The following is a 24472-nucleotide window of genomic DNA, read 5'->3' as shown; positions in this document are numbered from 1 at the left end:
CATTAAAAAAGTGTCCTCCGCAAAGGTAATGTCGATGAATAACAATAAAAGACCTATCACCGGCTCACTAAGCCGCCGTGAATTTATTCAAACATCCGCCGCAGTCACCGGGGCTGCGGCTATTGCCGGTTCTATCACCCTTCCTTTTTCAGTACATGCCGCGCCAGAAGAGCACGCAGCAACAACAGAAGAAACCATTAAATACAGTGCTTGTCTGGTCAACTGCGGTAGCCGCTGCCCACTAAAAGTACATGTGAGAAATGGCGAAATTATTAAGATTGCTAATGAAGCAATTTATGATGACTCCACCTTTGGTGAGCATCAAATTCGCCCCTGTTTACGTGGCAGATCGGTAAGATGGAAAACATATAATCCGGATCGAGTAAAATATCCCATGCTGCGTGTTGGCAAACGCGGCGAAGGTAAATTTAAACGTATCAGTTGGGATGAAGCTACCACTATTGTGGCTGATAATCTAAAAAGAACCATTGCACAATACGGCAACGAAGCAATTTATTATCAATATGGTTCTGGTTCGACCGGCGCTAATTTACAAGGCCGCAATGCCTGTAAAAGAATGCTGAGCTTGCTAGGTGGTTTTCTCGATCAACACGGTACTTATTCCACCGCCCAAATAAATACGGTAATGCCGTATATCTATGGCAATGCAGACGAAACTTTGCTGGATGAAATTAAAAACTCAGACCTGGTGGTTATGTTTGGCCATAATCTGGCAGAGACTCGGATGTCGGGCGGCGGGCAATATATCGAAACCGTTCATGCTCTGGGGCAAAGCAAAGCCAAAGTCATTATTATCGATCCACGGATGACCGACAGCGTAACGACCCTCAATGCAGAATGGGTCCCCATCTTCCCAGGTACCGATGCCGCGCTGGTGGCGGCATTAGGACATGTATTAATTAAAGAAAATCTGACTGATGAAGATTTCCTGGCACAATATTGTGTCGGCTGGGATGCCACAACATTACCCGCCTCAGCCCCCGCCAATGGTTCTTACAAAGACTATATTTTAGGTAACGGCCTCGACGGGGTAGAAAAAACACCGCAATGGGCCAGTGAGATAACCGGTATTGCGCCAACGCGGATTATTCAATTAGCCCGCGAGTTGGGAAATGCCCGTGCAGCATGGATATCACAAGGTTGGGGGATTCAGCGCAGTGCTAATGGCGAACAGGCGGCGCGCGCTATTATGATGTTGCCATTGATGACTGGTAATATTGGCCGCGCCGGAACCAATACTGGAGCCTGGGGCGGGAATGTGAAATATCCGGTGCCGGGATTCAGTATTCCGAACCCAGTGAAGACTGCTATTCCCTGCTTTATGTGGACCGATGCTATTTTTCGTGGCACTGAAATGACAGCGAAAAATGCGCATGTGAAGAATAAAGATAAACTTGATACCAATATTAAGTTTATGTGGAACTACGCCAGTAATGTTATCGGCAATCAGCATTCTGATCTGAATAAAACCCACCGCATTTTACAAGATGAATCACTGTGCGAGTTTATTTTGGTGTGGGAAAACCACATGACCAACTCTGCCAAATATGCTGATTTATTACTGCCCGATGTCACCTCAGTTGAATCAAATGATTTAATTGATAACTCCTACGCCAGTGGGGCTTATCACTACGTCACACGGTTGCAAAATGCGATCGAGCCGCTGTGGGAGTGCCGCCCGTCTTATGATGTGTTAGCCGAAATTGCCACCAAGTTAGGAATTGGCGATGCCTTTACCGAAGGCCATACCCAGCAAGAATGGATTGAAATCAGTTATAACAAAATGCGTGAGAAAAACCCTGCCTTGCCACCTTTTGAACAGACCAACGACCAAGGCATCATCGATCGTATTTATGCCGACAGCAGTCAATATATCGCGTTAAAAGATTTCCGTGATGACCCTGTGAACCACCCGTTGAAAACCCCGTCTGGCAAAATTGAGATCTACTCGCAAGCGCTGGCAACATTGGAAAAAGAGTGGCAACTGGCACCCGGTGATCGCATTACCGCTGTCGCAGAATATTGCCCAACCTTTGAAGGTGTTAGCGATGTAGAAACCATGAAAACCTACCCTTTGCAGATGACAGGCTTCCATATCAAAGGCCATACCCACTCCTCCTACTACAACGTAGCCATGCTGCGGGAAGCGGTACCACATCAGTTTTGGATTAACCCTATTGATGCCCAGCCTCGCGGTATCCAACAAGGGGATATGGTCGAAATTTTTAACAGCCGAGGCCGCATGCGTATTGCAGCAAAGGTTACCGAACGGGTGTTGCCGGGGGTTATTACCGTGCCGCAGGGTGCATGGCGAAATACCAATAAGGACGGCATTGATGTGGGAGGGTGTATCAATACGTTAACAACACTGCGACCGTCGCCACTGGCAAAAGGTAACCCACAACACACCAACCTCGTTGAAGTAAAACGTATATAAGGAGTTGAATAATGAAGCAATATGGTTTTTTTGTCGACTCCACCAAGTGCACCGGATGTAAGACCTGCCAAATCAGTTGCAAGGATGAGAAGAAGTTGGATCTCGGGCCGAAGCTGCGTCGGGTTTACGAATATGGCGGCGGCAGTTGGACTCAGCAGAACAATATCTGGGTACAAAATGTCTTTAACTACTACCTCTCTATCGCCTGTAACCACTGCTCATCACCTACCTGCGTAACGGGTTGCCCAACCGGTGCCATGCATAAACGCGAAGAAGATGGTTTGGTGGTGGTTAATCAGGATCTCTGTGTCGGCTGCCGCTATTGCGAGATGCGCTGCCCGTATGGTGCGCCGCAATTTGATGCCAAGAAGAAACTGATGACCAAGTGCGATGGCTGCTATCAGCGGGTCGCCGCAGGTGATAAGCCAGTTTGTGTCGAATCCTGCCCGCAGCGGGCGTTAGATTTTGATGAAATCACGCTATTGAGGGATAAATACGGTGAAGAGAATGCCATTGCGCCATTGCCGCACGCGCATCTGACACACCCCAATCTGGTTATCAGAAGCCACCGTGATGCCAAGCCATCCGGTGATACATCAGGCCGCATCCAAAATCCGGCGGAGGTATAAAATGCATGAATTACCCTTGGTGTTTTTTACCGTACTGGGGCAAACCGCTGTCGGGTTGTTTGCACTGGTGCTACTGAGTCACAAACTCGGTATGACCACGCCACTGCAACTCAAACAAGCCAATATCATCGGCCTGATACTGATGATGGTAGGCCTGATCGTTGGCACACTGCATGTTGGGCAACCATTGCGCGCCGCCACCATGCTCTTGGGTGTTGGTCGCTCACCGATGAGTAATGAGATAGTGCTCAGTGGGTTGTTTGTCGCCATGGCCTGTGGCACCGTATTTTTCTCAACCATAGCCAAAAATACATTACTGGCAATGCTGTGCAATGTGGCAACGGTTATCTTCGGCCTGGCCTTCGCCTGGTCAATCACCCAAGTTTATCAACTGACAACCGTGCCTAATTGGGATACCTCGTACACCGCCCTACAACTGTGGATGACGGTACTGGTCGGGGGCGGCGCTTGCGCTATTCTGACCGGCGCTCGTCAGCTTGGCGCATCAGCCGTGTTGGTCGGTGCCATTGTGACTTTGGTGAATAAACCGGGTTACCTCAGCTTTCTGGGTCAAAGTTCAGCACAACTGAGTAGCCAGCAGGCGCTGTTTTGGGGAATTCAAATTCTGCTGCTAACGCTCGGTATCTTTGTTGCTGCCGCAGCATTACTGAAAGACAGGATCCCTCGGGTTACGCTCGCGGTCAGTGCCTCGGCGCTGGTGATCGGTGAGTTGGCTGGGCGTATCGCTTTCTACAATCTCTGGCAAGTGCCAATGTAAATTAACATATTGATTCTATTGGCCTACTGACAAATAACTGTTTAGCCGTGATACCTGCGGCTAAGCCGTATTGAGATAGCTGGACCTGAAGAGAGAAAATTTTGATGTTACTGAACACCACTCTGCCGAGGATTTTAGGTGCCTGTTTTTACTATCCACCACACTCCAATACCGTACAGCGCCTTTGGCCACTACTGCCACAGATTGCTGAGATTTTTCCGTGGCCCAATCCGGCTAAAATTGCACGATATTGCCAACAGATGCCGAGTATCCAACCCGAGCAACTGGAATATGATTTCTCGATTTTGTTTGAGGGACAAGGTGAAATGCCCGCCCCACCTTGGGGGTCAGTTTATCTGGATAAAGAAAATATCTTGATGGGGACGAGCACCCTGCAATATCGCCAATTCCTGTCAACATTCGGGTTGGTGAATCAAAGTGCGATACGTGAACCGGAAGATCAATTTGGCCTCATGTTACTGGCATGGGTTCATTTAATTGAACAGCAGCCGACAACTAAGCCCCCATCGGATAAAGCCGCGCTAGCACTGCTCACTGAGCATTTACTGCCGTGGGCCTATCGCTATCTTGAGCTGGTAACCAACAGCCAAACCGAGCATCAGGTATATCCGTTGCTGGCAAAAATCGCCGAGTGCTACCTGAAAACCTTACAAACTGAACTGGGCCTATTTCCTCAGCCCCGTGAGCTATTTCGGTGATAAAAGACGAGCGCTACTACAAGGCGTATCTGGAAAACCGCACCATCAGTCGCCGTGGGCTATTTCGTGGCTTGCTAAAAAGCGCCCGCCAACAACCACTTACTCTCCCATCGGGGAGCGCAATCAGACCACCGGGAGCCATTATTGAAAGTGCTTTCACGCAAACGTGTACGGGGTGTGAAGCCTGCATGCACGTCTGCGACGAGCATCTGATAGTCATGGTCAGTCAACGGCCTGAGTTGGATTTCTCTACCCAATATTGCAGCCGTTGTCTGGCCTGTACCACTGCTTGCCAAACCGGTGCTTTATCCCCCTCTACCCACTATATTACGGCGCACCCTCACGTAGAAAACATCTGTCAAAATACCTATATCTACTGCGACAGTTGCGCCGATTACTGTGATAAACAGGCTTTGGCGTGGCAGCCCCACCAGCCGCCGACACTGGCTTTAGCGCAGTGCGATGGCTGCGGTGAGTGTGCATTCAGATGCCCGGCAAGGGCGCTGGAAATGCGGCTGACATCACCCAAAATGGCCGATTGAATCAAAGTGCTACTACGTTAAATAAGTAACCCCGACCTGCTGATGTCAGTACAATGCCACTACCTTTCGTAGCTTGTACCCCACAGGAGTGACACCGTGTTCCATTACCCAGCCCATTATACCCTTGATGAAGCCAGCGGCGAGTACCACATCCAGTATCGCGACTTCCCTGAATTGGAATCAGTGACCTACTCTCAGGAAGATATTGAACTGGAAGCACAGGACGGTATTAAGAATGGTATTGCAGCAGAAATGGAAGAGCGCCGCCCCGTCCCCGCCCCCTCAGCGCTGCAACCGGGTGATATTGCAGTTCATGTGCCCATTCTGGTGCGACTGAAAGCTGAATTACACAATGCCATGTTAACCACCAATACCCGCAAAGCAGATATGGCGCGCAAGCTCGGTTTGAATGCCGCACAGATGGATCGCCTGCTGGATGTGTACCACGCTTCCAAGGTTGAAGCACTGGAGCAAGCCCTGTATTTACTGGGCTTTGAGGCCAATATCGCGGTGAAAAAAATAAGCTGATTGTCTTAACGTCGGCCAGATTGGCTTAGATTATAACCAAGAGAGTAACAAATTGTTATTTAGCGATAATTTAAAAAAACGTTAATAGCTTCACACTTCAATGCATTGGCTCACAATATTTGCGGTTTATATACGAAAACGTGATCTAATGCATAAAATTACAGTATTGAAAGTTTCTCCCTGTTGGGATTACATTAGCCCGATCCTGTCGTATGCCACTGAGTTAGCTCAGGCTGGCACGACAATTCGGATGTATCTCAGATTGATAGCTGGCCAGTTGTGATGAAATGGCTACCATTGATTAAAAGCGTGATTCGTCCACATTTAATACCCAAAGAACTTGGCATTACAGTCAGGCAGAACGTGAGTTGATACCGACAAGTTGACATCAGTCAGTGACTCGGGTGAGTGAGCGTAGCGAACACCACTGTAATTTTAAGTAACAACGGTAAACGTAGCACAGCAATTTGGATCGTTACTGGCGAGGTAGCTCCAAGGGGAGTTGTTCAGTGAAATATTTCTTTATGGGTATCTCTATTATGTTGGTGGTTTGGGTTGGCACCTTCATGATGATGGTCGAGTAATATTAACTCGAACCATCCACAATCTGACATCGTATAGAGGGCGCATTCGCGCCCTTTATCATTTTCCTGGCATCATTCGGCGTAACGTATCATCCCGGCGAATATAGTGATGATAAAGCGCGGCCAGTGCGTGAGCGCCAATCACAAAATAGCCTAAATTGGCAATTAGCTCGTGAGTCTGCTTAAGATAACCACGCGCGACATCATCCGGTGTTACCCACTGCGGTACCTGCCACCCCAGCAAGAACCAGGTTTTCCCACCATAAGCCTGAGCCAACACGCCCAGCACCGGTAATGATAAGAACATTAAATACAGACCCCAATGCATAATCTGCGCCCCTAACAACTGCCAGTTAGGTAACCTTGGGGTGATCGCTGGTGTTGTATTGCGCTGGCGCAACCACAGCCGCACCAACATCAGTAGCCAGACAGAAATACCAAAATTGAAATGCAGATTTTTCACTAATGTACGATCTTCATCCGGTACCCTGTCACTGAGTAACATGGCGGCATAAGTCAGAATGATCATCACTAGCGTCAGCCAGTGCAGGGTTATTTGGGGTAGTGAATAGCGATTTCTCATTGTGGTGCTCCACTGACTTCATCAAGTTAATAATCAGTATGGTGCAAAATAGATGAAGAAAACATTAAGGAGGGCGGATAACGTTTTGAACACAAGGTACTTTATTCTGACCGGACAGCGTGGGTCGCCGGTCAGAATAGAGAGTTAGCTATTTAGTTGATGGTAAGCGCGGGGTTAGATACCGTCACCTGAAACCGCTTTACTCGGTTTCAGCAAACCATCAGTACGGAACATACTCTTAATTCCGCGCACCGCCTGACGAGTCCGGTCCTGATTCTCAATCAAGGCGAAACGGACATGAGTATCACCGTAATCACCGAATCCTATCCCCGGCGAAACGCAGACTTTTGCCTCAGACAACAGGCGCTTGGCAAACTCGAGTGAGCCTAAATGGGCGTAAGGCTCTGGGATTTTCGCCCAGACATACATCGACGCTTTGGGGTTTTCAACCATCCAACCAGCCTCATGCAACCCACGCACCAACACGTTACGCCGCTGGCGATATTTTTCAGCGATATCACGAACACACTGTTGGTCCCCTTCCAAGGCAGCAATTGCCGCCACCTGCAACGGGGTAAAAGTGCCATAGTCGTGATAGCTTTTGATGCGAGCCAGCGCATTAACCAATTCCGGGTTACCCACCATAAAACCAATACGCCAACCGGCCATATTGTAGCTTTTGGATAAGGTGAAAAACTCAACCGCAATGTCTTTTGCCCCAGGCACTTGCATGATTGACGGCGCTTTCCAACCATCATATACAATGTCGGCATAGGCCAAGTCATGCACCACCAGCACGTCGTATTGCTTCGCTAACGCCACCACCCGTTCAAAAAATTCCAGCTCCACACATTGTGCTGTAGGGTTAGACGGGAAGCCGAGGATCATCATTTTCGGTTTAGGAATGGTTTCACGAATCGCACGTTCCAATTCACAAAAGAAATCAATGCCTTCGGTCAATGGGACCGAGCGAACTTGCGCCCCTGCAATCACCGCACCATAAATATGAATCGGGTAGCTAGGATTCGGCACCAACACTGTATCACCGTGGTCCAGTGTCGCCAGCATCAGATGAGCCAGCCCCTCTTTCGAACCGATAGTGACAATAGCTTCAGTTTCAGGATCAATATCCACCAGGTAACGCTCGGCGTACCAGTTAGAAATGGCCCTACGCAGCCGCGGTATACCCCGAGAGGTTGAGTAGCCGTGGGTGTCTTCACGTTGCGCGACACTGCACATTTTCTCAACGATATGTGGTGGTGTCGGACCATCGGGATTCCCCATACTGAAATCAATAATATCTTCACCGCGACGGCGGGCCGCCATTTTCAACTCAGCGGTAATATTGAAAACATAAGGGGGCAGGCGAGCAATACGGGTAAAACGACGCTTAGCAGGGAGTTCAGCCATAATTTCCTCGAGGATACGTTAGCGCCCGGACCGTCCGAGCGACGCTGACCATCAGATGGTCTGTTTATGAACATATCCCAGCGCTAAAGGGCTGTCGAGTGGCTGGTAACAAATATCTAACTCATCGGAGAAGTTACTGAGAATCAAACTCACTAGCCAGCATCCCTAACACCCAGTCATCACACCATTGCCCGCCAAGTTGATAATTATCACGCAACGTCCCTTCCAACTGAAAACCACAGCGTTCCAGTAACCCGCGTGAAGCATGGTTGCCCACAGTAACCGTGGCTTTCATTTTATGAAACTGACATTGCTGGAAACCAAACGCCAATACAGCCAACAAGGATTCTTTGGCAAAACCTTTGCCCTGGCAGGACGGTAACATGGCATAACCCACTTCAGCTTGCTGTAACGGCAACCAATCAGCCAAAAAGCCGGTAAGCCCCATGCTCTGCCCGCTGGCGCGTTCACGAACCACCAGACATAGCCAATGGCTGGAGGTCTTTTCCCAAGGGGTTAAACGTGATTCAAAACGCGCGCGAATCTCGGCCATATCCATCGGATCTGCCATATAACGCTGAACCACAGGATCCTGGTATAAGCCTAAAAACAGCGGCCAATCCTGCTCTTTGAGGCTCTCGAGCACCAACCGTGGTGTTCTCAGAGAAATCGGCGAGCTACTGAACATCGGGATCACTGGTGACATTTTTCCCTCGAATTGAAGATGTTAGCCATAAACAGAACGCAGAATATTAAAGAGGAAATTTTTCCATAACCTCATCCCTTTATTCTTCTCCATTTTACTTAAATAATGTTCACTTCAAGATAACAAAAAACAAACAAATGGTCAGCATCGCGCGCGCCATTACCACGGCCCTCCCCTACAGCTATCGGAGAATCAGTATTATGGCTTCATTACAAATAAACGATATTCCCGCAGCAATCAAAGCGGTGAAGCAGCAATTACGTCAGGCGCTGCCTGATTATCAGCAGGTCTTCCAAGCCGTGGAAGAGAATATTCGCCAGCAAGTCACCGAAATCCACCGTAGTTTGGCGCAGGGTGAGAACCCTGTTCCCCAAATTCATGCCGATGATATTATCAATGGTAACGTCACTGAAGAACAAAAAGCACAAATAAAACAACGAGGATGCTGCGCCATTCTCGGTGTCTTCCCAACAGAAAAAGCAGCAGCGTGGAACCGTGAAATCGGTAACTATCTCGAACGTAATAATTTCGTCGAACGCCTGAAAAATGCGGCGGAAGATAACTATTTCGGTACGCTGGCTGCCAGCAAACCGCAAATTTACGGAATTTACTGGTCAACACCGCAGGTTGAGGCTCGCCAGGATCAGCGCATGAATGCGGTGCAGGTATTCTTAAATAATCTGTGGCAAACCGAGAGTAACGGCAAGCAACATTTTGATGCTAACCGGGTGGTGACTTATGCCGACCGGACCCGTCGCCGCCCGCCAAAATCATCGTCACTGGGCTTATCACCCCATGTTGATGGTGGCTCCATAGAGCGCTGGTTGGATGAGAACTTCCGTCATGTGTACCGCCACGTGTTCTCGGGTGACTGGCAGAAGTATGATCCATTCGCCGCTGAAGGCCGCCCACAAGTGCGTGAGTTCCCCTCACCGGCAGTGTGCTCGATGTTCCGCACCTTCCAAGGCTGGACAGCACTGACACCACAGCGAACCCATGCGGGGACGCTGAATGTTATCCCGATCGCTAATGCCATGGCCTATATCCTGCTGCGCGCATTACAAGATGATGTTGCTGACGATGATCTGTGCGGTGCAGCACCAGGGCGCGCTTTATCCGCCTCTGAGCAGTGGCATCCTCTTTTAATCGAAGCCATTTCCCCTATTCCAGATTTGGAAGCAGGTGATACGGTATTCTGGCATTGCGACGTGATTCACTCAGTGGAAAATGAGCATAATGGTGAGTTTGACAGCAACGTCATGTATATCGCGGCGGCGCCATGGTGCGACAAGAACGCCGCATACCTGCCACGCCAGTTAGCCAGTTTTATTGATGGCCGCTCACCACCAGACTTTGCCGCCGATGATTTCGAGGTGGATTTCAGTGGCAGAGCCACCGCCGATAACCTAACCACCCTTGGCAAACAACAGTTGGGTATGGCTGAATAACATTCCTATCAATCCCGTGTTTCTCTGCCAATAATAACGATATAAATAATCTCCTCAACGTTATCTCTGCTGGCGCGACCCGCCAGCAGACTCCCCTGCAATCCGCCGCGTCGATTCACCGGATAACGCGGATAAAGTGGCAGTTGCCGCTCATTTTCCTTATAGTTAGCCGCTTATTCGCCGCCGAATCTGATGGTCCCAAACTAAGATTCAAGGCTGTCGCCAAGAGAAAATAGTGTGCACCAGATATTTGAAATGCTACTGGCGGTGTTTGATCGTGCCGCATTAATGTTGATTTGTTTATTCTTTCTGACTCGCACCCACCTGTTTCGTCAGTTATTGCAAAAAGAGAAGCACACACCACTGGAACTGGCAGCGGTAACCGCTATCTTCTCGTTGTTCGCTATTTTTGGTACTTATTCCGGTATTAACGTCGAAGGTTCATTAGTGAATGTTCGGGTTATTGCCGTCATGTCTGGCGGTATTTTATTTGGCCCGTGGGTAGGTATCATTACCGGGCTTATCGCCGGTTCTCACCGATATTTAATTGATATTGATGGAATTACATCAATCCCCTGTCTGATTACCAGCATTATAGCCGGCCTGATGTCCGGCTATATAAATCTGAAAGTAAAGAAAGAGCGGCAATGGAGTATCGGTATTCTGGCAGGCATGATTTGTGAGTCACTCACCATGCTATTGGTGATTATTTGGGCCAGGCCGACCGCATTAGGTATTGATATTGTGTCTAAAATCGCCATTCCGATGATCTTAGGGGCGGTTTGTATCGGGTTAATTGTCCTGCTGGTACAGAGTGTCGAAGATGAAAAAGAGGTTATTGCCGCGCGGCAAGCAAAACTGGCACTGGATATCGCCAATAAAACCCTGCCCTATTTTCGCAATATCAATGGCGAATCACTGCGCAGTGTGTGTGAGATTATTCGCACCGATATTAAGGCAGATGCTGTCGCCATTACCGACACCCAACATATTTTGGCTTATGTGGGGGTGGGCGTTGAAGCCTATAATATCGGTCATGAGATCATCAGTGATATTACCAAAGAGAGCATTCAGCGTGGGAAGATTACCATCCGCAATAATGATGAAGTCCATCGCACGCCACAAATTCACTCCCTCATCATTATTCCGTTATGGGAAAAAGGTGAAGTCACTGGCTCACTGAAGATCTACTATTGCCATGCACATAAAATTACCTATTCACTGAAAGTGATGGCGATCGGCTTGTCACAAATCATCTCAACCCAGATTGAAGTTTCCCGTATAGAGCAACTGCGCGAAATGGCAAATAAAGCGGAAATGCGCGCACTACAAAGTAAAATTAACCCGCACTTCTTATTTAATGCCTTGAATGCTATCTCGTCCTCAATTCGTATTAATCCAGATACCGCGCGCCAATTGATCATCAATTTATCCCGTTATCTGCGTTATAACCTTGAGCTGAATGACGAACAGATTGATATTCGCAAAGAACTACATCAAATTCAGGATTATATCGCCATCGAGCAGGCCCGCTTCGGCAGCAAGTTAACTGTGATTTATGATATTGACGACGATATTGCGCTGAAAATACCCAGTTTGTTAATTCAACCCTTGGTTGAAAATGCCATTGTGCATGGCATTCAGCCGTGTCGTGGTAAAGGTGTGGTAGTCATTGCGGTTAAAGACAGTGGCGACCAAATAAAAATTTCCGTAAAAGACACCGGTAATGGTATTAACCCAGAGACAATTGAGCGCGTGGCGAATAATGAAATGCCGGGCAATAAAATTGGTTTACTCAATGTGCATCATCGGGTGAAATTACTGTATGGGGAAGGTTTACAGATACGCCGCATGGAACCGGGCACCGAGATCTCTTTTTATATCAGCAAAAATGGCGGCAAAATCCATGCTGACCCCCGTATTCCAGCCGGAGTCTAATCCGTGAAAGCAATCATTGTTGAAGATGAGTTTCTGGCTCAAGAAGAGTTGAGTTACCTGATTCGCCAGCATAGCAACATCACCATTGAGGCAACCTTTGAAGATGGGCTGGATGTGCTTAAATACCTGCAGAACCATCAGGTCGATGCTATTTTTCTCGATATCAATATTCCATCATTGGATGGCGTGTTATTGGCACAGAACATCAGTAAATTTGCCCATAAGCCTTATATTATCTTTATCACAGCCTATAAAGAGCATGCAGTTGAAGCCTTTGAAATTGAAGCATTTGACTATATTTTAAAGCCTTATCATGAGTCTCGTATTGTCACTATGCTGCAAAAACTCGAAGCGCTGCATAAGCGTGAGCACCAAAATAGAGAACAGACCAGCAGTACCAACCACCGTTCTGCGGCGCATACCATCAATTTGATGAAAGATGAGCGCATTATCGTCACTGACATCAATGATATCTATTATGCCGCAGCACAGGAAAAGGTCACGTTGGTCTATACGCGGCGCGAAGAATTCATTATGCCGATGAATATTACTGAATTTTTCAGCCGTCTACCGGAGGAGTACTTCTTCCGCTGCCATCGCTCCTATTGTGTCAATTTAGCCAAAATCCGTGAAATTGTGCCGTGGTTTAATAATACCTATATTCTGCGGCTCAGTGATTTGGACTTTGAAGTCCCTGTCAGCCGCAGCAAGATAAAAGAATTCAGGCAACTGATGCGCCTTTAAATGCATTTCATTCCGCGTGGAATGCAGCTCATTCCCCTTTCGATCTATAGTGATTAGCCCGCCCGTATACTGGTTTCATTCGGCGGGCTGATAACACCTCAAGACAAGATTTCCGGTGCCCCATCAGCGCGTAATCTTTGGCTTCCGACGCTATTGCAAATCATTGTTATGTTCGCAATAGCCATATTCGGGCCACATTGCATTGATGTTTAAGGAGTCCGGCATGAGCAGTAAACCGGTAAATCGTTGGCTAATTGTTGCGGGTACCATCATCGTTCAAATGGGGTTGGGAACTATCTATACCTGGAGCTTATTTAATCAGCCACTGGGAGAGAAGTTCAGTTGGTCGTTAGGGGCAGTTGCAACCACATTTTCCATTACCAGTTTTTCTCTCGCTATTGCCACTCTGTTTGCTGGCCGCCTGCAAGAGCGCATCGGTATCCGTAAACTGACGTTACTTTCCGGTATCATTCTTGGTTTGGGCCTGATTGCCAGCTCTTTTGCCACATCATTGGGAATGATTTATCTATTGGCTGGTATCGTGGTCGGTTTCGCCGATGGTACCGCCTACATCACCACCCTGTCGAATCTGATCAAATGGTTCCCGGAACGTAAAGGGCTGATTTCCGGCATTTCAGTGGGGGCATTTGGTACCGGCAGCTTATTGTTCAAATATGTAAATGCCAGTCTGATTGCCAACCAAGGAGTGTCGCTGGCATTCTTCTACTGGGGCCTCATCGTGATGGTATTAGTAGGGGCTGGCTCTTTCCTGCTACAAGAAAAAGCGGTGGCACCACAGGTCAATAACAGCCTGCAAACCGCCCGTGCCGGGCGTGATTTTAGTGTCAAAGAGATGCTGGCGGTTAAAGAGTCTTACTTCTTATTTATCATCTTCTTCACCGCATGTATGAGTGGCTTATATCTGATTGGTATCGTGAAAGATTTAGGCGTACAACTGGCAGGAATGGACTTGGTGACGGCTGCCAACACCGTTTCAGCCATTGCCATCTTTAATACCGCCGGGCGCATTATCCTTGGCGCACTATCAGACAAAGTGGGCCGTTTGCGCGTAATCAGCTTCACCTTGCTGGTCACCACATTAGCGGTATCCGTGTTGAGTTTTGTTCCACTGACTCATGCGCTGTTCTTCTTGTGTGTCGGGGCGATAGCCTTCTGCTTCGGCGGCAATATTACGGTGTTCCCGGCGATTGTGGGCGACTTCTTCGGTCTGAAAAATCACAGTAAAAACTACGGTGTCATCTATCAAGGGTTTGGTTTGGGTGCTCTGGCAGGTTCGTTTATTGCCGCACAACTGGGTGGATATCAGGCGACCTTTATGGTTATCGCGGTGCTGTCAGTACTTTCCTTGCTGCTGACGTTGATAATCAAACCGCCAAAAGGTGCGGCAACCGAGACTGAAAGTACACCAACCGCAACAGCGGGCGTAACTGCCCGTAGCCATGCCTAATAGAGGGTGACGGAGACCACCATAACTAATACAACTCAGCCAGAGTTTGTAAAGTATGGGGGCTGGTTTAAAGCAATGATGTAAAAAAGCAGAGCCTTGGCTCTGCTTTCATGTTTCAGCGATGGCGAACAAAAACCTTATAATTCATGCCCTAATGTCTGACGCAAGTAAGCGCCGGCCCCCAGCAAACCCGGTTGCTGATGGGTAATCATATAAACAGGAATATCTTGCAGGAAATCTTTGAAACGGCCTTTATCTTCAAAAGCACTGCGAAAGCCCGAAGCTGTAAAGAATTCCATAAAGCGTGGCACGATACCGCCGGCAATATAAACGCCGCCAAAAGTGCTGAGATTCAATGCCAGATTGCCGCCAAAACGGCCCATAATCACACAAAACAGTGATAAGGCGCGGCGACAGTCAGTACAGCTATCCGCCAGAGCGCGTTCAGTAATATCTTTCGGTGCCAGATGTTCCGGTAGGCGTGCATCAGAAATCACAATAGCTCGGTATAAATTAACCAGCCCTGGCCCGGAAAGTACTCGCTCGGCAGAGACATGGCCCAGTTCCTGACGCAATACCGCCAAAATAGAGTCTTCTTCTTCGCTGTTCGGGGCAAAGTCCACATGACCGCCCTCTCCCGGTAAGCTAATCCAACGGCGGTCCACATTAACTAAATGGGCCACCCCCAGCCCAGTACCTGCACCATAAACTGCCACTGGTTTACCCGCTTGAGGCGTTGTGCCACCAAATTGCAACACATCCTGTTCGGACAACACCGGAATCGCCATCGATACTGCCGTAAAATCGTTGATCACCTCCAGATGATCCAACCCCAGGCTTTGCTGCATAGCTGCAATAGAAAATGCCCAAGTATGATTGGTCATCGCCACCCAATCCCCGGTAATCGGGCAAGCAATAGCAATACAGGCATCCTTTACGGTGACGGTATGGTCTGACAGATATTGCTTAATGACATCTTCCAGACTGTCGAATTCCAACCCTGAATATGTTTTTGCTTGTGATATTTCGCCCGTCGCCACAGCGCAAAGCGCCAAACGGGCATTAGTGCCGCCAACGTCACCCACCAGGGCATAGCTTGTCATCAGAAACTTCTCCGTTACAGGGATGCTTAACTTCAACTATGTCCACTGTAAAATCAGGCTGGAGAAACAACAATATCAATGCGCTAAACCCTTTCGCTTTGCGATAAAGATCACATAAAAACGTTTCAGCAACAGCAAAATACCGCTGCTGAAGGTGAAAAATGACGTAAATATTTAGCGTGAATTGCGCCCTTCCTCAGAAACCGGCTGCAATGTCGCAAGCTGGCGCGAGCGGATAACCCGCATCCGCAGGCTGTCATAGGCCCAGTTGTAACATACGGTGTAAGGCAGGAAGAACAAGAAGAAACCGATCTCCAACATAAATGCCTGTAATAGCGAAACACCCAACGTGAAAGCCGCAATAGGTAAGCCTATCAGGATAAAACCACCCTCGAAACCCAGCGCATGGAGTACTCGCACGAGCAGAGTCTTTGCTACCCGACTAACTGGCCAGAAGTGGTCGAACAGACTGTTGTAAACAATATTCCACAGCATTGCCACTGAGGAGAGGATCAAGGCCAATGTTCCCATTTGCAGTATGGAGCGATCCAGTAACCATGCGCCGACGGGCGCACAAATGGCGACGGCAATCACTTCAAACCCAACGGCATGAATAATCCGCTCCAAGAGAGATCGGTGATGAACTTGCATAAAACACCTACTTAAATTAACTGATGACAGATTGTTAGAGGTGATTATCATCGTTTTTTAAGATAGATTAAAAATAGAACCCATCGATAAAATAGATAGTTTATGCATTATTCTCCCGAAGCCTTAATTGCATTTGTTGAAGCCGCAGCCCTTGGGTCCTTCTCCGCGGCGGCCCGTAAGCTACGCAAAAGCCAATCAACTATCAGCACCGCCATCGCCAATCTGGAAGCCGATCTGGGTTTGACCTTATTTGACCGTCAGGCGCGCCAGCCGGTATTAACTGACCATGGTCGCCGTGTGCTATCCCATGTGCAGGAAATTCTGGCGGCCAGCGAACGGCTGGATAATCTATCAATACGTCTGGCAGGTCAGGTTGAAACCCGACTGACTTTTGTCCTTTCTGATACTTATCAACCAACACATCATGAGGACTTACTGCGTCGCTTTGAGCAGCGTTACCCTGATATCGAATTTGAGTGCCTGATTGCCGAAGAGGGCGACGTCATTGACCTGCTGCAACTACGGCGAGCGCATATCGGTGTAGTAGAAGTTCAGTCGTACTATCCACCGGATATTGCGGCCAGCCGATTAGCTGCACAGACTGAAATGGCGATATTCGTGCAGCAGGGTCATGCGCTGGCAAAGCTCCCTCAGGTTCACCCCGAACAACTGGCTACCGCCCGGCAACTTTGCCTCAATACTTACAATCGTACTGAGCGCAACCAGTCGCAAGGGCTAATGTGGTCTGCCCCCAGCTACTTAATGTTGTTAGAAATGGCGGAGCAAGGCTTCGGCTGGGCGATTTTGCCACGCTGGCTGGTGGAGCAATACAGCCGTCAAAAACTGGTCGCGTTGCCCACCATTGGTTGGCCGAAAATGATCTCTATTGATGCGGTTTGGTCGAAAAAAAGCCCACCGGGGCCAGCGGGCTATTGGTTGTTAGACCAATTAACTGGTCGTAATAACAATGTTAGCTAAAAAATAGTGTTAGCTAAAAAACAGTGTCAGCTAAAAAATAGTGTCAGCTAAATCAGATTGCCGCATTACGCGCCTGAATAGATTTCGCCACATTGTTCAATAATTCAGGAATATCCATTTGCGGCAGCACCACCTCGATAAAAGCCAGTTGATCGCAGTGTTCTAGTTGTGCCATGAGTTGTTGTAATTGTTCAACCTCAGTGACAGTGCGGGTAAAAAGGGCTTTATTCCTGCTGAATGCGTGTGGCAATTGGCTCCAATCCCACGCAGCGATATCGTTATAAGGTTGCAGTGGCCCGTGAATAGCTCGTTCAACGGTATACCCTTGATTATTTAGTAAGAAAATTATTGGTTTTAACCCATCTCGCAGCATGGAACCCAGTTCCTGGATGGTCAGTTGGGCAGAACCATCACCGACGAGCAAGATAACCCGTCGTGCGGGGTGCGCCACTTGCGAACCATAAGCGGCAGGCAAACTGAAACCAATCGAGCCCCACAGTGACTGAGCAATAAGAGTACAACCGGAAGGTAAGGTCAATGTGGCAGCACCAAAGCAAGAGGTGCCCTGATCGGTAACCACAATGTCGTTTGGGCGTAGAAAGTGTTGGATGTGATACCAAAACGTTTGTTGGTTCAGTAAATTATGCTGTGTAGCCGGCGCTATTGAATGAGTTATCGTCGGCTGCTGCCATTCGCCTTGTAACGATTTACACAGCTCATGCAGGGCACCAATCGCAGCCAGCATGGGAATCTGACTGAAAATCTGTTTCCCTATCCGTGCCTGTTCCGGCTGGATATCAATACAATTTTCCTGAGTGATATGCTGGCTGAATCCGGCAGTAATTGTATCGATAAACCAAACGCCAACGGTGATAAGAACATCAGCCCCTTCGATATATTCTCTTATACTGGCATCACTGGCCGCCCCGGCGTAAGTACCGATAAACCTCGGATGTGATTCGTCCAGTAATCCTTTTCCCATCAATAATGTCGAATATGGCAGGTTAACCTCCGACACCCAGTGGTTCAATGACTCCCGGCCACCAAATCTATCCGCCAGAAAATCAGCTAACAATGCGACCCGGTGTGCTGACTGTAGCTTTTCACGTGCGGCGTCAATAAAGGCTTGTAATGATGATGGCGATAACAGGGGTTGATAGAGGGCCAAAGCGCCAGGCTGACTGGTGACTGACGCCTGTGAAACATCGCAGGGTAATTGCAAATAGACCGGACGCCGCTGACTTAGCGCCGCCACCAGTAGCCTGTCAATTTCAGCAACTGCATTTTCAGCGGTTAGATTGGCCTGCGCACAGGTGACCTCTTTCGCCATACGGGAAAAATGGCTGAAGTCGCCATCCCCCAGTGAGTGATGTAACAACTCTGCGGCTTTTTGCGAACGCAATGCCGGGGTACCAACGATATGAATCACCGGAAGGTATTCAGCAAAGCTGCCTGCAATACCATTAATAGCACTTAATTCACCGACGCCAACCGTGGTCAGCAGTGCTGCCGCTGGCATCACCCGGGCATAGCCATCTGCGGCATAAGCTGCATTAAGTTCATTGGCACATCCCATCCATTTAATGACGGGATGGCTGATGACACGGTCTAAAAAAAGCAGATTAAAATCGCCAGGAACACCGAATAGATGCCGGATTCCCACTTGCGCCAGGCGATCCAAGAGATAATCAGCCACGTTGTAACTGCTTGCCATCATGACACCAACCTTAATACTTATTATATTGCATTAAGTATTAAGCAATTAATCAATAGATCTAATGTTTTGAAATTATTAATTAGCTACCACTGTAATTATTTTCTGACATCCCTTTCTCCGCCTTATCTTGTGATCCCGTTAGCTTACGTCGTCGGTGAAAACGCATACACTAAACTGTCGTTTACTCTCGTTAATAAGGGTCATCATGGTCTATCAGGCAGCTTCCTCCCGTTATCAAGAGATGAAGTATCATCGTTGTGGTCGTAGTGGATTAATGCTTCCGGCAATTTCTCTTGGCTTGTGGCATAACTTTGGCGACAGCACGCTGTACGAAAATAGCCGCAATTTAGTGCATCGCGCTTTCGATAGTGGCATCACCCATTTTGATTTAGCCAATAACTATGGCCCGCCACCCGGTTCAGCCGAGCTGAACTTTGGCCGCATCCTGCAACAAGACCTGCGCCCCTATCGTGATGAACTGATTATCTCTTCCAAAGCGGGATACACCATGTGGCCCGGCCCTTATGGTGACTGGGGTTCGAAGAAATATCTGGTAGCCAGTATCAACCAAAGCCTACAACGTATGGGGCTAGATTATGTAGATATTTTCTACCACCATCGCCCGGATCCTAATACACCATTGGAAGAAACCATGGCCGCATTGGACCTGCTGGTGCGCCAAGGTAAAGCGTTGTATATCGGGTTGTCCAACTATCCAGCGGCGCAAGCCCGTCAGGCCTGTGAAATTCTGGCAAATCTTGGTACGCCTTGCCTGATTCATCAGCCTAAATACTCTATGTTCGAACGCTGGATTGAAGCCGGGCTGCAAGATACTTTGGATGAGTATGGCGTAGGATCTATTGCCTTTTCTCCGTTGGCAGGCGGCGTATTGACGGATCGCTATTTGGCGGGTATTCCGCAGGACTCAAGGGCTGCCAGTGGCAGTAAATTCCTTAATCCCGAGCAGCTTACCGCAGAAAAACTGGCCAAGGTGCGCCAGTTGAACGCATTGGCCCACGAGCGCGGCCAGAAGTTGTCACAGATGTCTTTAGCCTGGGTATTACGTGGCGGGCGGGTGACTTCAGCACTGATTGGTGCCAGCAAAATCAGCCAGATTGACGACGCGGTTGGTATGCTAGCCAACACTGATTTCAGCACCGAAGAAATCAAACGTATTGAAGATATTCTGGTGTAAACGCTCTCTCCAAAGTCCCCAACAGGGGCACTCCGGTGCCCCTAATCCACCATTGTTACAGATAAATCTCAATTTTCTATTTTACAGTTTTATCTGAATCACAGTTGCCGAACCGCAGTTTAAGATAGGCCATAGCCAATAAAGCTGCGCAAGGATAAATCATGTCAAAAGTGGATGTTTTGAAACCAACGATATTTAGACCTATTTCGTTAAGACCACTGTTATTAGTAACGATATTAGCCTGGTTTCCTCTCGTTCCTATGGCAAATGCCGAAAGTATTGAGCTACTCCCCAGTGTTTCATTGCAGATTGGTGAGCAAGATCGCCGTGGCAATTATTGGGATGGTTATGACTGGCGCGATCAACGATGGTGGCAGGATCATCAGGGGCGGGATTTAGGCGAACGAAACCGCCATGGACATTACTGGGATGGGCACCGCTGGCAAAACAGAGACTGGTGGCAAAAGAACTATTATTACCGTGAAGGGCGCTATCAGAAACACGATAAACATTATGACAACCACGGCAAGAAACATCATCGCGGGAAAGGGCATGACCGCCATCATGATGATGACTAATTAAAAAAGCTTCTGGCGGATGATTGGCTATCGATCCGCCAGTATGAAGAAGTTAGAGCAAGCTAATCAACAGATAAGCATTTAATCCAACCACCACTAACACAATCATCTTCCCCAAAATCTGAATCAATTTTGAGTTAACCATATCTCCCATCAATTCTTTATTGCCAGTAAAGGCCAGCAATGGAACTAACGCCAACGCAATACCAAAACTCAGCAGTACCTGGCTCATCACCAAGATCCGTGTTGCATCCATACCCGCCAGAATGACAATAAAGGAAGGCAACATCGTGACCGTGCGGCGCACCCAGATAGGGATATAAAACCGGACAAAGCCTTGCATCACGACCTGCCCTGCCAAGGTCCCCACCACTGTCGATGACAACCCAGCGGCAACCAGACTCAAACCAAAAATAGTGGCTGCGGCATTACCTAACAGGGGTTGTAGTGTGAGGTACGCTTGCTCGATTTCAGCAATACTGCCATAGCCATTGAAATGGAAAGCCGCCGCCGCCGTTGCCATCATCGCCAGATTCACAAAACCGGCAATTGTCATGGCAATCGCCACATCCAATTTAGTCGCAGCATAACGAGAAGCCTTGGAGTTTTCTCCCGCCGTTTGCGTCAAGGATGAATGCAGATAAATAACATGCGGCATAATAGTGGCACCTAGTACCCCGGCCGCTAGAAACACCGCGTCACGGTTAGGCAAGTCAGGAACCAACATACCGCGGCCCAACGCCGCCAGTTCTGGCCGGGAGAAAATAAGTTCGACAATATAAGCCGCCGCTACAAATAACAGCAGCCCACCGATAACCAGTTCGAGAGGTTTTTGCCCACGCTTTTGCAGCATAAGAATCAGGAAAGTGGCAATGCCGGTCAGGACAGCACCTTCAAGCAGGGTCACACCTAGCAGTAATTTAAACCCGATTGCCGCCCCAATAAACTCGGCCAGATCCGTGGCCATAGCGATGATTTCGGCTTGTACCCAGTAGGCCCATACCGCAGGCCGTGGAAACCGGTCACGGATATGCTCAGCCAGATTTTTACCCGTGGCAATACCGAGTTTAGCGGACAGTAATTGGATCAACATAGCCATGATGTTGGCCCAAACCACCACCCACAATAAGGTATAACCGAAAGAGGCCCCCGCCTGAATATTGGTTGCGAAGTTACCGGGGTCGATATAACCGATGGCCGCGATAAAAGCAGGCCCCATCAGGGAGAGTTTTATCCTCCTTGATGTACGGCGGGATGTATCGACAGCACGGCTATTCAGCATTCAGTATTACCCTTGAAAACTTACGTCTACTTTCTTATCAATAATAATATCTAAATGATAATAATTATCAAGCGCACTTGGCGTGGTAGAACTTATCTCTCTGATAGCTAACACCGTATAATCAGCCGTGTAGTAATCACCCGTGGTAGCTTTCTGAAAAGTTGGGTTAAATGTTCCATCGCCCTTTTCGTAACGAATGACTACAATTGATCAACCTAGCATATTTAAACTACTTCCGTAGCAAATTATTAACATCCTATTTTTTGTGATCCACTCCACTAATTCGTTTGCATTAGTGCAAGTGAATTTCTATATTTGCTGCCTACATCTCGTTTTTAATGTAGCCGTTACATAAAATGTCCACCGAAATCTAGCCTGCCTCAAATTTGGAGCACACATGTCCCATATTCTGCAGTTTGCGTTGGCCTTAGTCGTGGTGGCCATATTAGCTCTGGCGATCTGTAAGGATCGTAAAAGCATCCGCATTCGGTTTGTTATTCAATTGCTGGTAATTGAAGTGTTGTTGGCGTACTTCTTCCTCCATTCGGAAGCTGGATTGGGTTTTGTGAAAGGATTCGCCGGTTTATTCGACAAGTTGCTTGGATTTGCCGCCAACGGTACCGACTTTGTCTTTGGTAATATGGGTGATAAAGGTTTGGCGTTCTTCTTCCTGAGAGTGCTGTGCCCTATCGTCTTTATTTCTGCTCTGATTGGTATTCTGCAATATATCAAAGTTCTCCCCGTCGTTATTCGTATCATTGGTACTTTGCTGTCTAAAGTTAACGGCATGGGTAAGCTGGAATCATTCAACGCCGTCAGCTCACTGATTCTGGGTCAATCTGAAAACTTCATCGCCTATAAAGACATTTTGGGCAAAATGTCTGAAAAACGCATGTACACCATGGCAGCAACCGCGATGTCGACAGTTTCTATGTCAATCGTGGGTGCATATATGTCAATGCTGGACGCGAAGTTTGTGGTTGCGGCGCTGGTACTTAACATGTTCAGTACCTTTATCGTGTTGTCATTGATCAACCCGTATAAAGCAGAGGACGAGGAAGAGTTGCAACTGAGCAACTTGCACGAAGGCCAAAGCTTCTTTGAAATGCTGGGTGAGTACATTCTGGCCGGTTTCAAAGTTGCTATCATCGTTGCAGCCATGCTGATTGGTTTTATCGCGTTAATTTCTGCGATGAATGCCTTATTTAGTTTGCTGTTCGGTATCAGCTTCCAGGGTATCTTGGGCTATGTCTTCTTCCCGTTTGCCTGGGTGATGGGCGTACCGACTCATGAAGCCTTACAAGTTGGTGGCATCATGGCAACCAAACTGGTATCTAACGAATTCGTGGCAATGATGGACTTGCAGAAAGTGGCATCAGAACTGTCACCACGCAGCGTGGGTATTCTGTCAGTGTTCCTGGTTTCATTCGCTAACTTCTCCTCTATTGGTATCGTAGCCGGTGCGATTAAAGGTTTGAATGAGCACCAAGGGAATGTGGTTTCACGCTTTGGCTTGAAGCTGTTATACGGCTCTACGCTGGTCAGTGTGCTGTCCGCCTCTATTGCGGGCCTGGTACTCTAAGTATCAGAAAAAAATCTCTAAAGAGGCGCTACGGCGCCTTTTTTTATACCTGCGATCCATACCCGGACTATTTACACGGATGATGACTCTTTGAGTAATCAAAGGCTGGAGAACTTTAGTGGGTAAGTTTAATGCCGCGACTGATGTGATATGCCCGTTAATAAGCAATAGATGGCGTTCTAAGTGAGGTAGTAAGGTAGTGAGGTAGTAAATATAATGGTGGGTCGTGCGGGATTCGAACCTGCGACCAATTGATTAAAAGTCAACTGCTCTACCAACTGAGCTAACGACCCATTATATAGATTTATTCGACATTTTTAACACGAGTCATGCGGGATTACTCATCCTGCGGATTCGCCCTTCGGGTCAACGCTTACGCGTTGCTGTCTCGCTTTGCTCGGCTCGAACCTTTAACCAATTGATTAAAAGTCAACTGCTCTACCAACTGAGCTAACGACCCATTATATAGATTTATTCGACATTTTTAACACGAGTCATGCGGGATTACTCATCCTGCGGATTCGCCCTTCGGGTCAACGCTTACGCGTTGCTGTCTCGCTTCGCTCGGCTCGAACCTTTAACCAATTGATTAAAAGTAACTATTCTGCCAACTGAGCTAACGACCCATTATATGATAATACGAAGTAAAAGAAGTGGTGGGCGATACCAGATTCGAACTGATGACCCCCTCCGTGTAAAGGAGATGCTCTACCAACTGAGCTAATCGCCCACTTCTACTACCTTGAATCTTAATACTTTTAACAATGAGTGATGAGTGGTGGGCGATACCAGATTCGAACTGATGACCCCCTCCGTGTAAAGGAGATGCTCTACCAACTGAGCTAATCGCC

The 24472-nt window shown here is 48.0% G+C and carries 22 protein-coding genes, 2 tRNA genes and 2 other RNA genes; 15 read left to right on the top strand and 11 right to left on the bottom strand.

From position 1 onward, the window contains the following. Positions 1-34: 34 nt before the first annotated feature. The 7 genes from V1952_RS09455 to ypdK all read left to right on the top strand — a co-directional run bounded on the left by V1952_RS09455 (position 35) and on the right by ypdK (position 6238). The gene (locus V1952_RS09455; RefSeq protein ID WP_420071425.1) at positions 35-2458 is read left to right on the top strand and encodes a DmsA/YnfE/YnfF family dimethyl sulfoxide reductase; all 2424 of its coding nucleotides are present in this window, start codon (positions 35-37) and stop codon (positions 2456-2458) included. An 11-nt stretch (positions 2459-2469) separates the two neighbouring features. After that, positions 2470-3087 (top strand): DMSO/selenate family reductase complex B subunit, encoded by a 618-nt coding sequence (locus V1952_RS09450; protein ID WP_372559558.1) that lies wholly within the window; start codon positions 2470-2472, stop codon positions 3085-3087. Position 3088: 1 nt separating this feature from the next. Further along, complete coding sequence (locus V1952_RS09445) at positions 3089-3865, top strand: dimethyl sulfoxide reductase anchor subunit family protein (protein ID WP_420071424.1); 777 nt, start codon at positions 3089-3091, stop codon at positions 3863-3865. A 104-nt stretch (positions 3866-3969) separates the two neighbouring features. Continuing rightward, positions 3970-4584: a TorD/DmsD family molecular chaperone gene (locus V1952_RS09440; RefSeq protein WP_420074654.1), complete on the top strand. Its 615-nt coding sequence runs from the start codon at positions 3970-3972 to the stop codon at positions 4582-4584. Beyond that, positions 4581-5126, top strand: a complete 546-nt coding sequence (locus V1952_RS09435) for a 4Fe-4S dicluster domain-containing protein (protein ID WP_420074653.1) — start codon at positions 4581-4583, stop codon at positions 5124-5126. The genes V1952_RS09440 and V1952_RS09435 overlap by 4 nt, the downstream gene beginning before the upstream one ends. A gap of 96 nt (positions 5127-5222) precedes the next feature. Further along, positions 5223-5654, top strand: coding sequence for a hypothetical protein (locus V1952_RS09430; protein ID WP_372559562.1), 432 nt, complete (start codon positions 5223-5225; stop codon positions 5652-5654). A 509-nt stretch (positions 5655-6163) separates the two neighbouring features. Then, positions 6164-6238, top strand: coding sequence for a membrane protein YpdK (gene ypdK, locus V1952_RS09425; RefSeq protein ID WP_098057507.1), 75 nt, complete (start codon positions 6164-6166; stop codon positions 6236-6238). A 58-nt stretch (positions 6239-6296) separates the two neighbouring features. Here the strand turns inward: ypdK and V1952_RS09420 are convergent, their stop codons facing one another. From V1952_RS09420 to V1952_RS09410, 3 genes are all read right to left on the bottom strand, one after another. Beyond that, the gene (locus V1952_RS09420; RefSeq protein WP_372559563.1) at positions 6297-6821 is read right to left on the bottom strand and encodes a cytochrome b; all 525 of its coding nucleotides are present in this window, start codon (positions 6819-6821) and stop codon (positions 6297-6299) included. A 174-nt stretch (positions 6822-6995) separates the two neighbouring features. Beyond that, a complete protein-coding gene (gene alaC, locus V1952_RS09415) occupies positions 6996-8231 on the bottom strand; it encodes an alanine transaminase (protein ID WP_420074652.1) in 1236 nt (411 codons plus the stop codon). Positions 8232-8364: 133 nt separating this feature from the next. Further along, positions 8365-8877, bottom strand: coding sequence for a GNAT family N-acetyltransferase (locus V1952_RS09410; RefSeq protein ID WP_372559931.1), 513 nt, complete (start codon positions 8875-8877; stop codon positions 8365-8367). 260 nt (positions 8878-9137) lie between these two features. Here V1952_RS09410 and V1952_RS09405 point away from each other — a divergent pair, with 260 nt between their 5' ends. The 4 genes from V1952_RS09405 (at position 9138) to V1952_RS09390 (ending at position 14535) form a co-directional block, all read left to right on the top strand. Beyond that, the gene (locus V1952_RS09405; protein ID WP_420074651.1) at positions 9138-10385 is read left to right on the top strand and encodes a DUF1479 domain-containing protein; all 1248 of its coding nucleotides are present in this window, start codon (positions 9138-9140) and stop codon (positions 10383-10385) included. A 237-nt stretch (positions 10386-10622) separates the two neighbouring features. After that, positions 10623-12323, top strand: a complete 1701-nt coding sequence (locus tag V1952_RS09400) for a LytS/YhcK type 5TM receptor domain-containing protein (RefSeq protein ID WP_420074650.1) — start codon at positions 10623-10625, stop codon at positions 12321-12323. Positions 12324-12326: 3 nt separating this feature from the next. Continuing rightward, positions 12327-13067, top strand: a complete 741-nt coding sequence (locus tag V1952_RS09395) for a LytR/AlgR family response regulator transcription factor (protein WP_372559567.1) — start codon at positions 12327-12329, stop codon at positions 13065-13067. A gap of 223 nt (positions 13068-13290) precedes the next feature. Then, positions 13291-14535: an OFA family MFS transporter gene (locus tag V1952_RS09390; protein ID WP_083163469.1), complete on the top strand. Its 1245-nt coding sequence runs from the start codon at positions 13291-13293 to the stop codon at positions 14533-14535. Between the two features lie 137 nt (positions 14536-14672). On the opposite strand, the gene glk is transcribed toward V1952_RS09390, so the two are convergent. Both glk and V1952_RS09380 read right to left on the bottom strand, forming a co-directional pair. Next, positions 14673-15638, bottom strand: coding sequence for a glucokinase (gene glk, locus V1952_RS09385; protein WP_420074649.1), 966 nt, complete (start codon positions 15636-15638; stop codon positions 14673-14675). A 174-nt stretch (positions 15639-15812) separates the two neighbouring features. After that, the gene (locus V1952_RS09380) at positions 15813-16289 is read right to left on the bottom strand and encodes a multidrug/biocide efflux PACE transporter (RefSeq protein WP_083163464.1); all 477 of its coding nucleotides are present in this window, start codon (positions 16287-16289) and stop codon (positions 15813-15815) included. 102 nt (positions 16290-16391) lie between these two features. On the opposite strand from V1952_RS09380, the gene V1952_RS09375 reads away from it, so the two are divergent. After that, positions 16392-17267 (top strand): LysR family transcriptional regulator, encoded by an 876-nt coding sequence (locus V1952_RS09375; RefSeq protein ID WP_372559569.1) that lies wholly within the window; start codon positions 16392-16394, stop codon positions 17265-17267. 52 nt (positions 17268-17319) lie between these two features. Here the strand turns inward: V1952_RS09375 and V1952_RS09370 are convergent, their stop codons facing one another. Then, positions 17320-18981: an alpha-keto acid decarboxylase family protein gene (locus tag V1952_RS09370; protein ID WP_372559932.1), complete on the bottom strand. Its 1662-nt coding sequence runs from the start codon at positions 18979-18981 to the stop codon at positions 17320-17322. A 208-nt stretch (positions 18982-19189) separates the two neighbouring features. On the opposite strand from V1952_RS09370, the gene V1952_RS09365 reads away from it, so the two are divergent. Together V1952_RS09365 and V1952_RS09360 are read left to right on the top strand one after the other, a co-directional pair. Further along, entirely contained in the window at positions 19190-20179 is a 990-nt protein-coding gene (locus V1952_RS09365; RefSeq protein WP_372559570.1) for an aldo/keto reductase, read from the top strand. A gap of 161 nt (positions 20180-20340) precedes the next feature. Further along, positions 20341-20757, top strand: a complete 417-nt coding sequence (locus V1952_RS09360; RefSeq protein WP_420071418.1) for a DUF2502 domain-containing protein — start codon at positions 20341-20343, stop codon at positions 20755-20757. 52 nt (positions 20758-20809) lie between these two features. Here the strand turns inward: V1952_RS09360 and V1952_RS09355 are convergent, their stop codons facing one another. Next, positions 20810-22039 (bottom strand): Nramp family divalent metal transporter, encoded by a 1230-nt coding sequence (locus tag V1952_RS09355; RefSeq protein WP_420071417.1) that lies wholly within the window; start codon positions 22037-22039, stop codon positions 20810-20812. A gap of 397 nt (positions 22040-22436) precedes the next feature. Here V1952_RS09355 and V1952_RS09350 point away from each other — a divergent pair, with 397 nt between their 5' ends. After that, on the top strand, positions 22437-23621 hold the full coding sequence (locus V1952_RS09350) for a NupC/NupG family nucleoside CNT transporter (RefSeq protein ID WP_083163451.1): 1185 nt from the start codon (positions 22437-22439) through the stop codon (positions 23619-23621). A 217-nt stretch (positions 23622-23838) separates the two neighbouring features. On the opposite strand, the gene V1952_RS09345 is transcribed toward V1952_RS09350, so the two are convergent. From V1952_RS09345 to V1952_RS09330, 4 genes are all read right to left on the bottom strand, one after another. Further along, a tRNA-Lys gene (locus V1952_RS09345) sits at positions 23839-23914 on the bottom strand. A gap of 27 nt (positions 23915-23941) precedes the next feature. Beyond that, positions 23942-24074: non-coding RNA, RtT sRNA (locus V1952_RS09340), on the bottom strand. A gap of 50 nt (positions 24075-24124) precedes the next feature. Beyond that, a non-coding RNA gene (locus V1952_RS09335) (RtT sRNA) lies at positions 24125-24216 on the bottom strand. A 59-nt stretch (positions 24217-24275) separates the two neighbouring features. Next, positions 24276-24351, bottom strand: a tRNA-Val gene (locus V1952_RS09330). Positions 24352-24472: the final 121 nt, after the last annotated feature.

Source organism: Yersinia sp. 2542 StPb PI, from assembly GCF_048593855.1.
Taxonomy (GTDB): Bacteria; Pseudomonadota; Gammaproteobacteria; order Enterobacterales; family Enterobacteriaceae; genus Yersinia; species Yersinia enterocolitica_E.
Note: the sequence above shows the minus strand (reverse complement) of the source record. Positions and strands in the feature narration are given on the sequence as shown.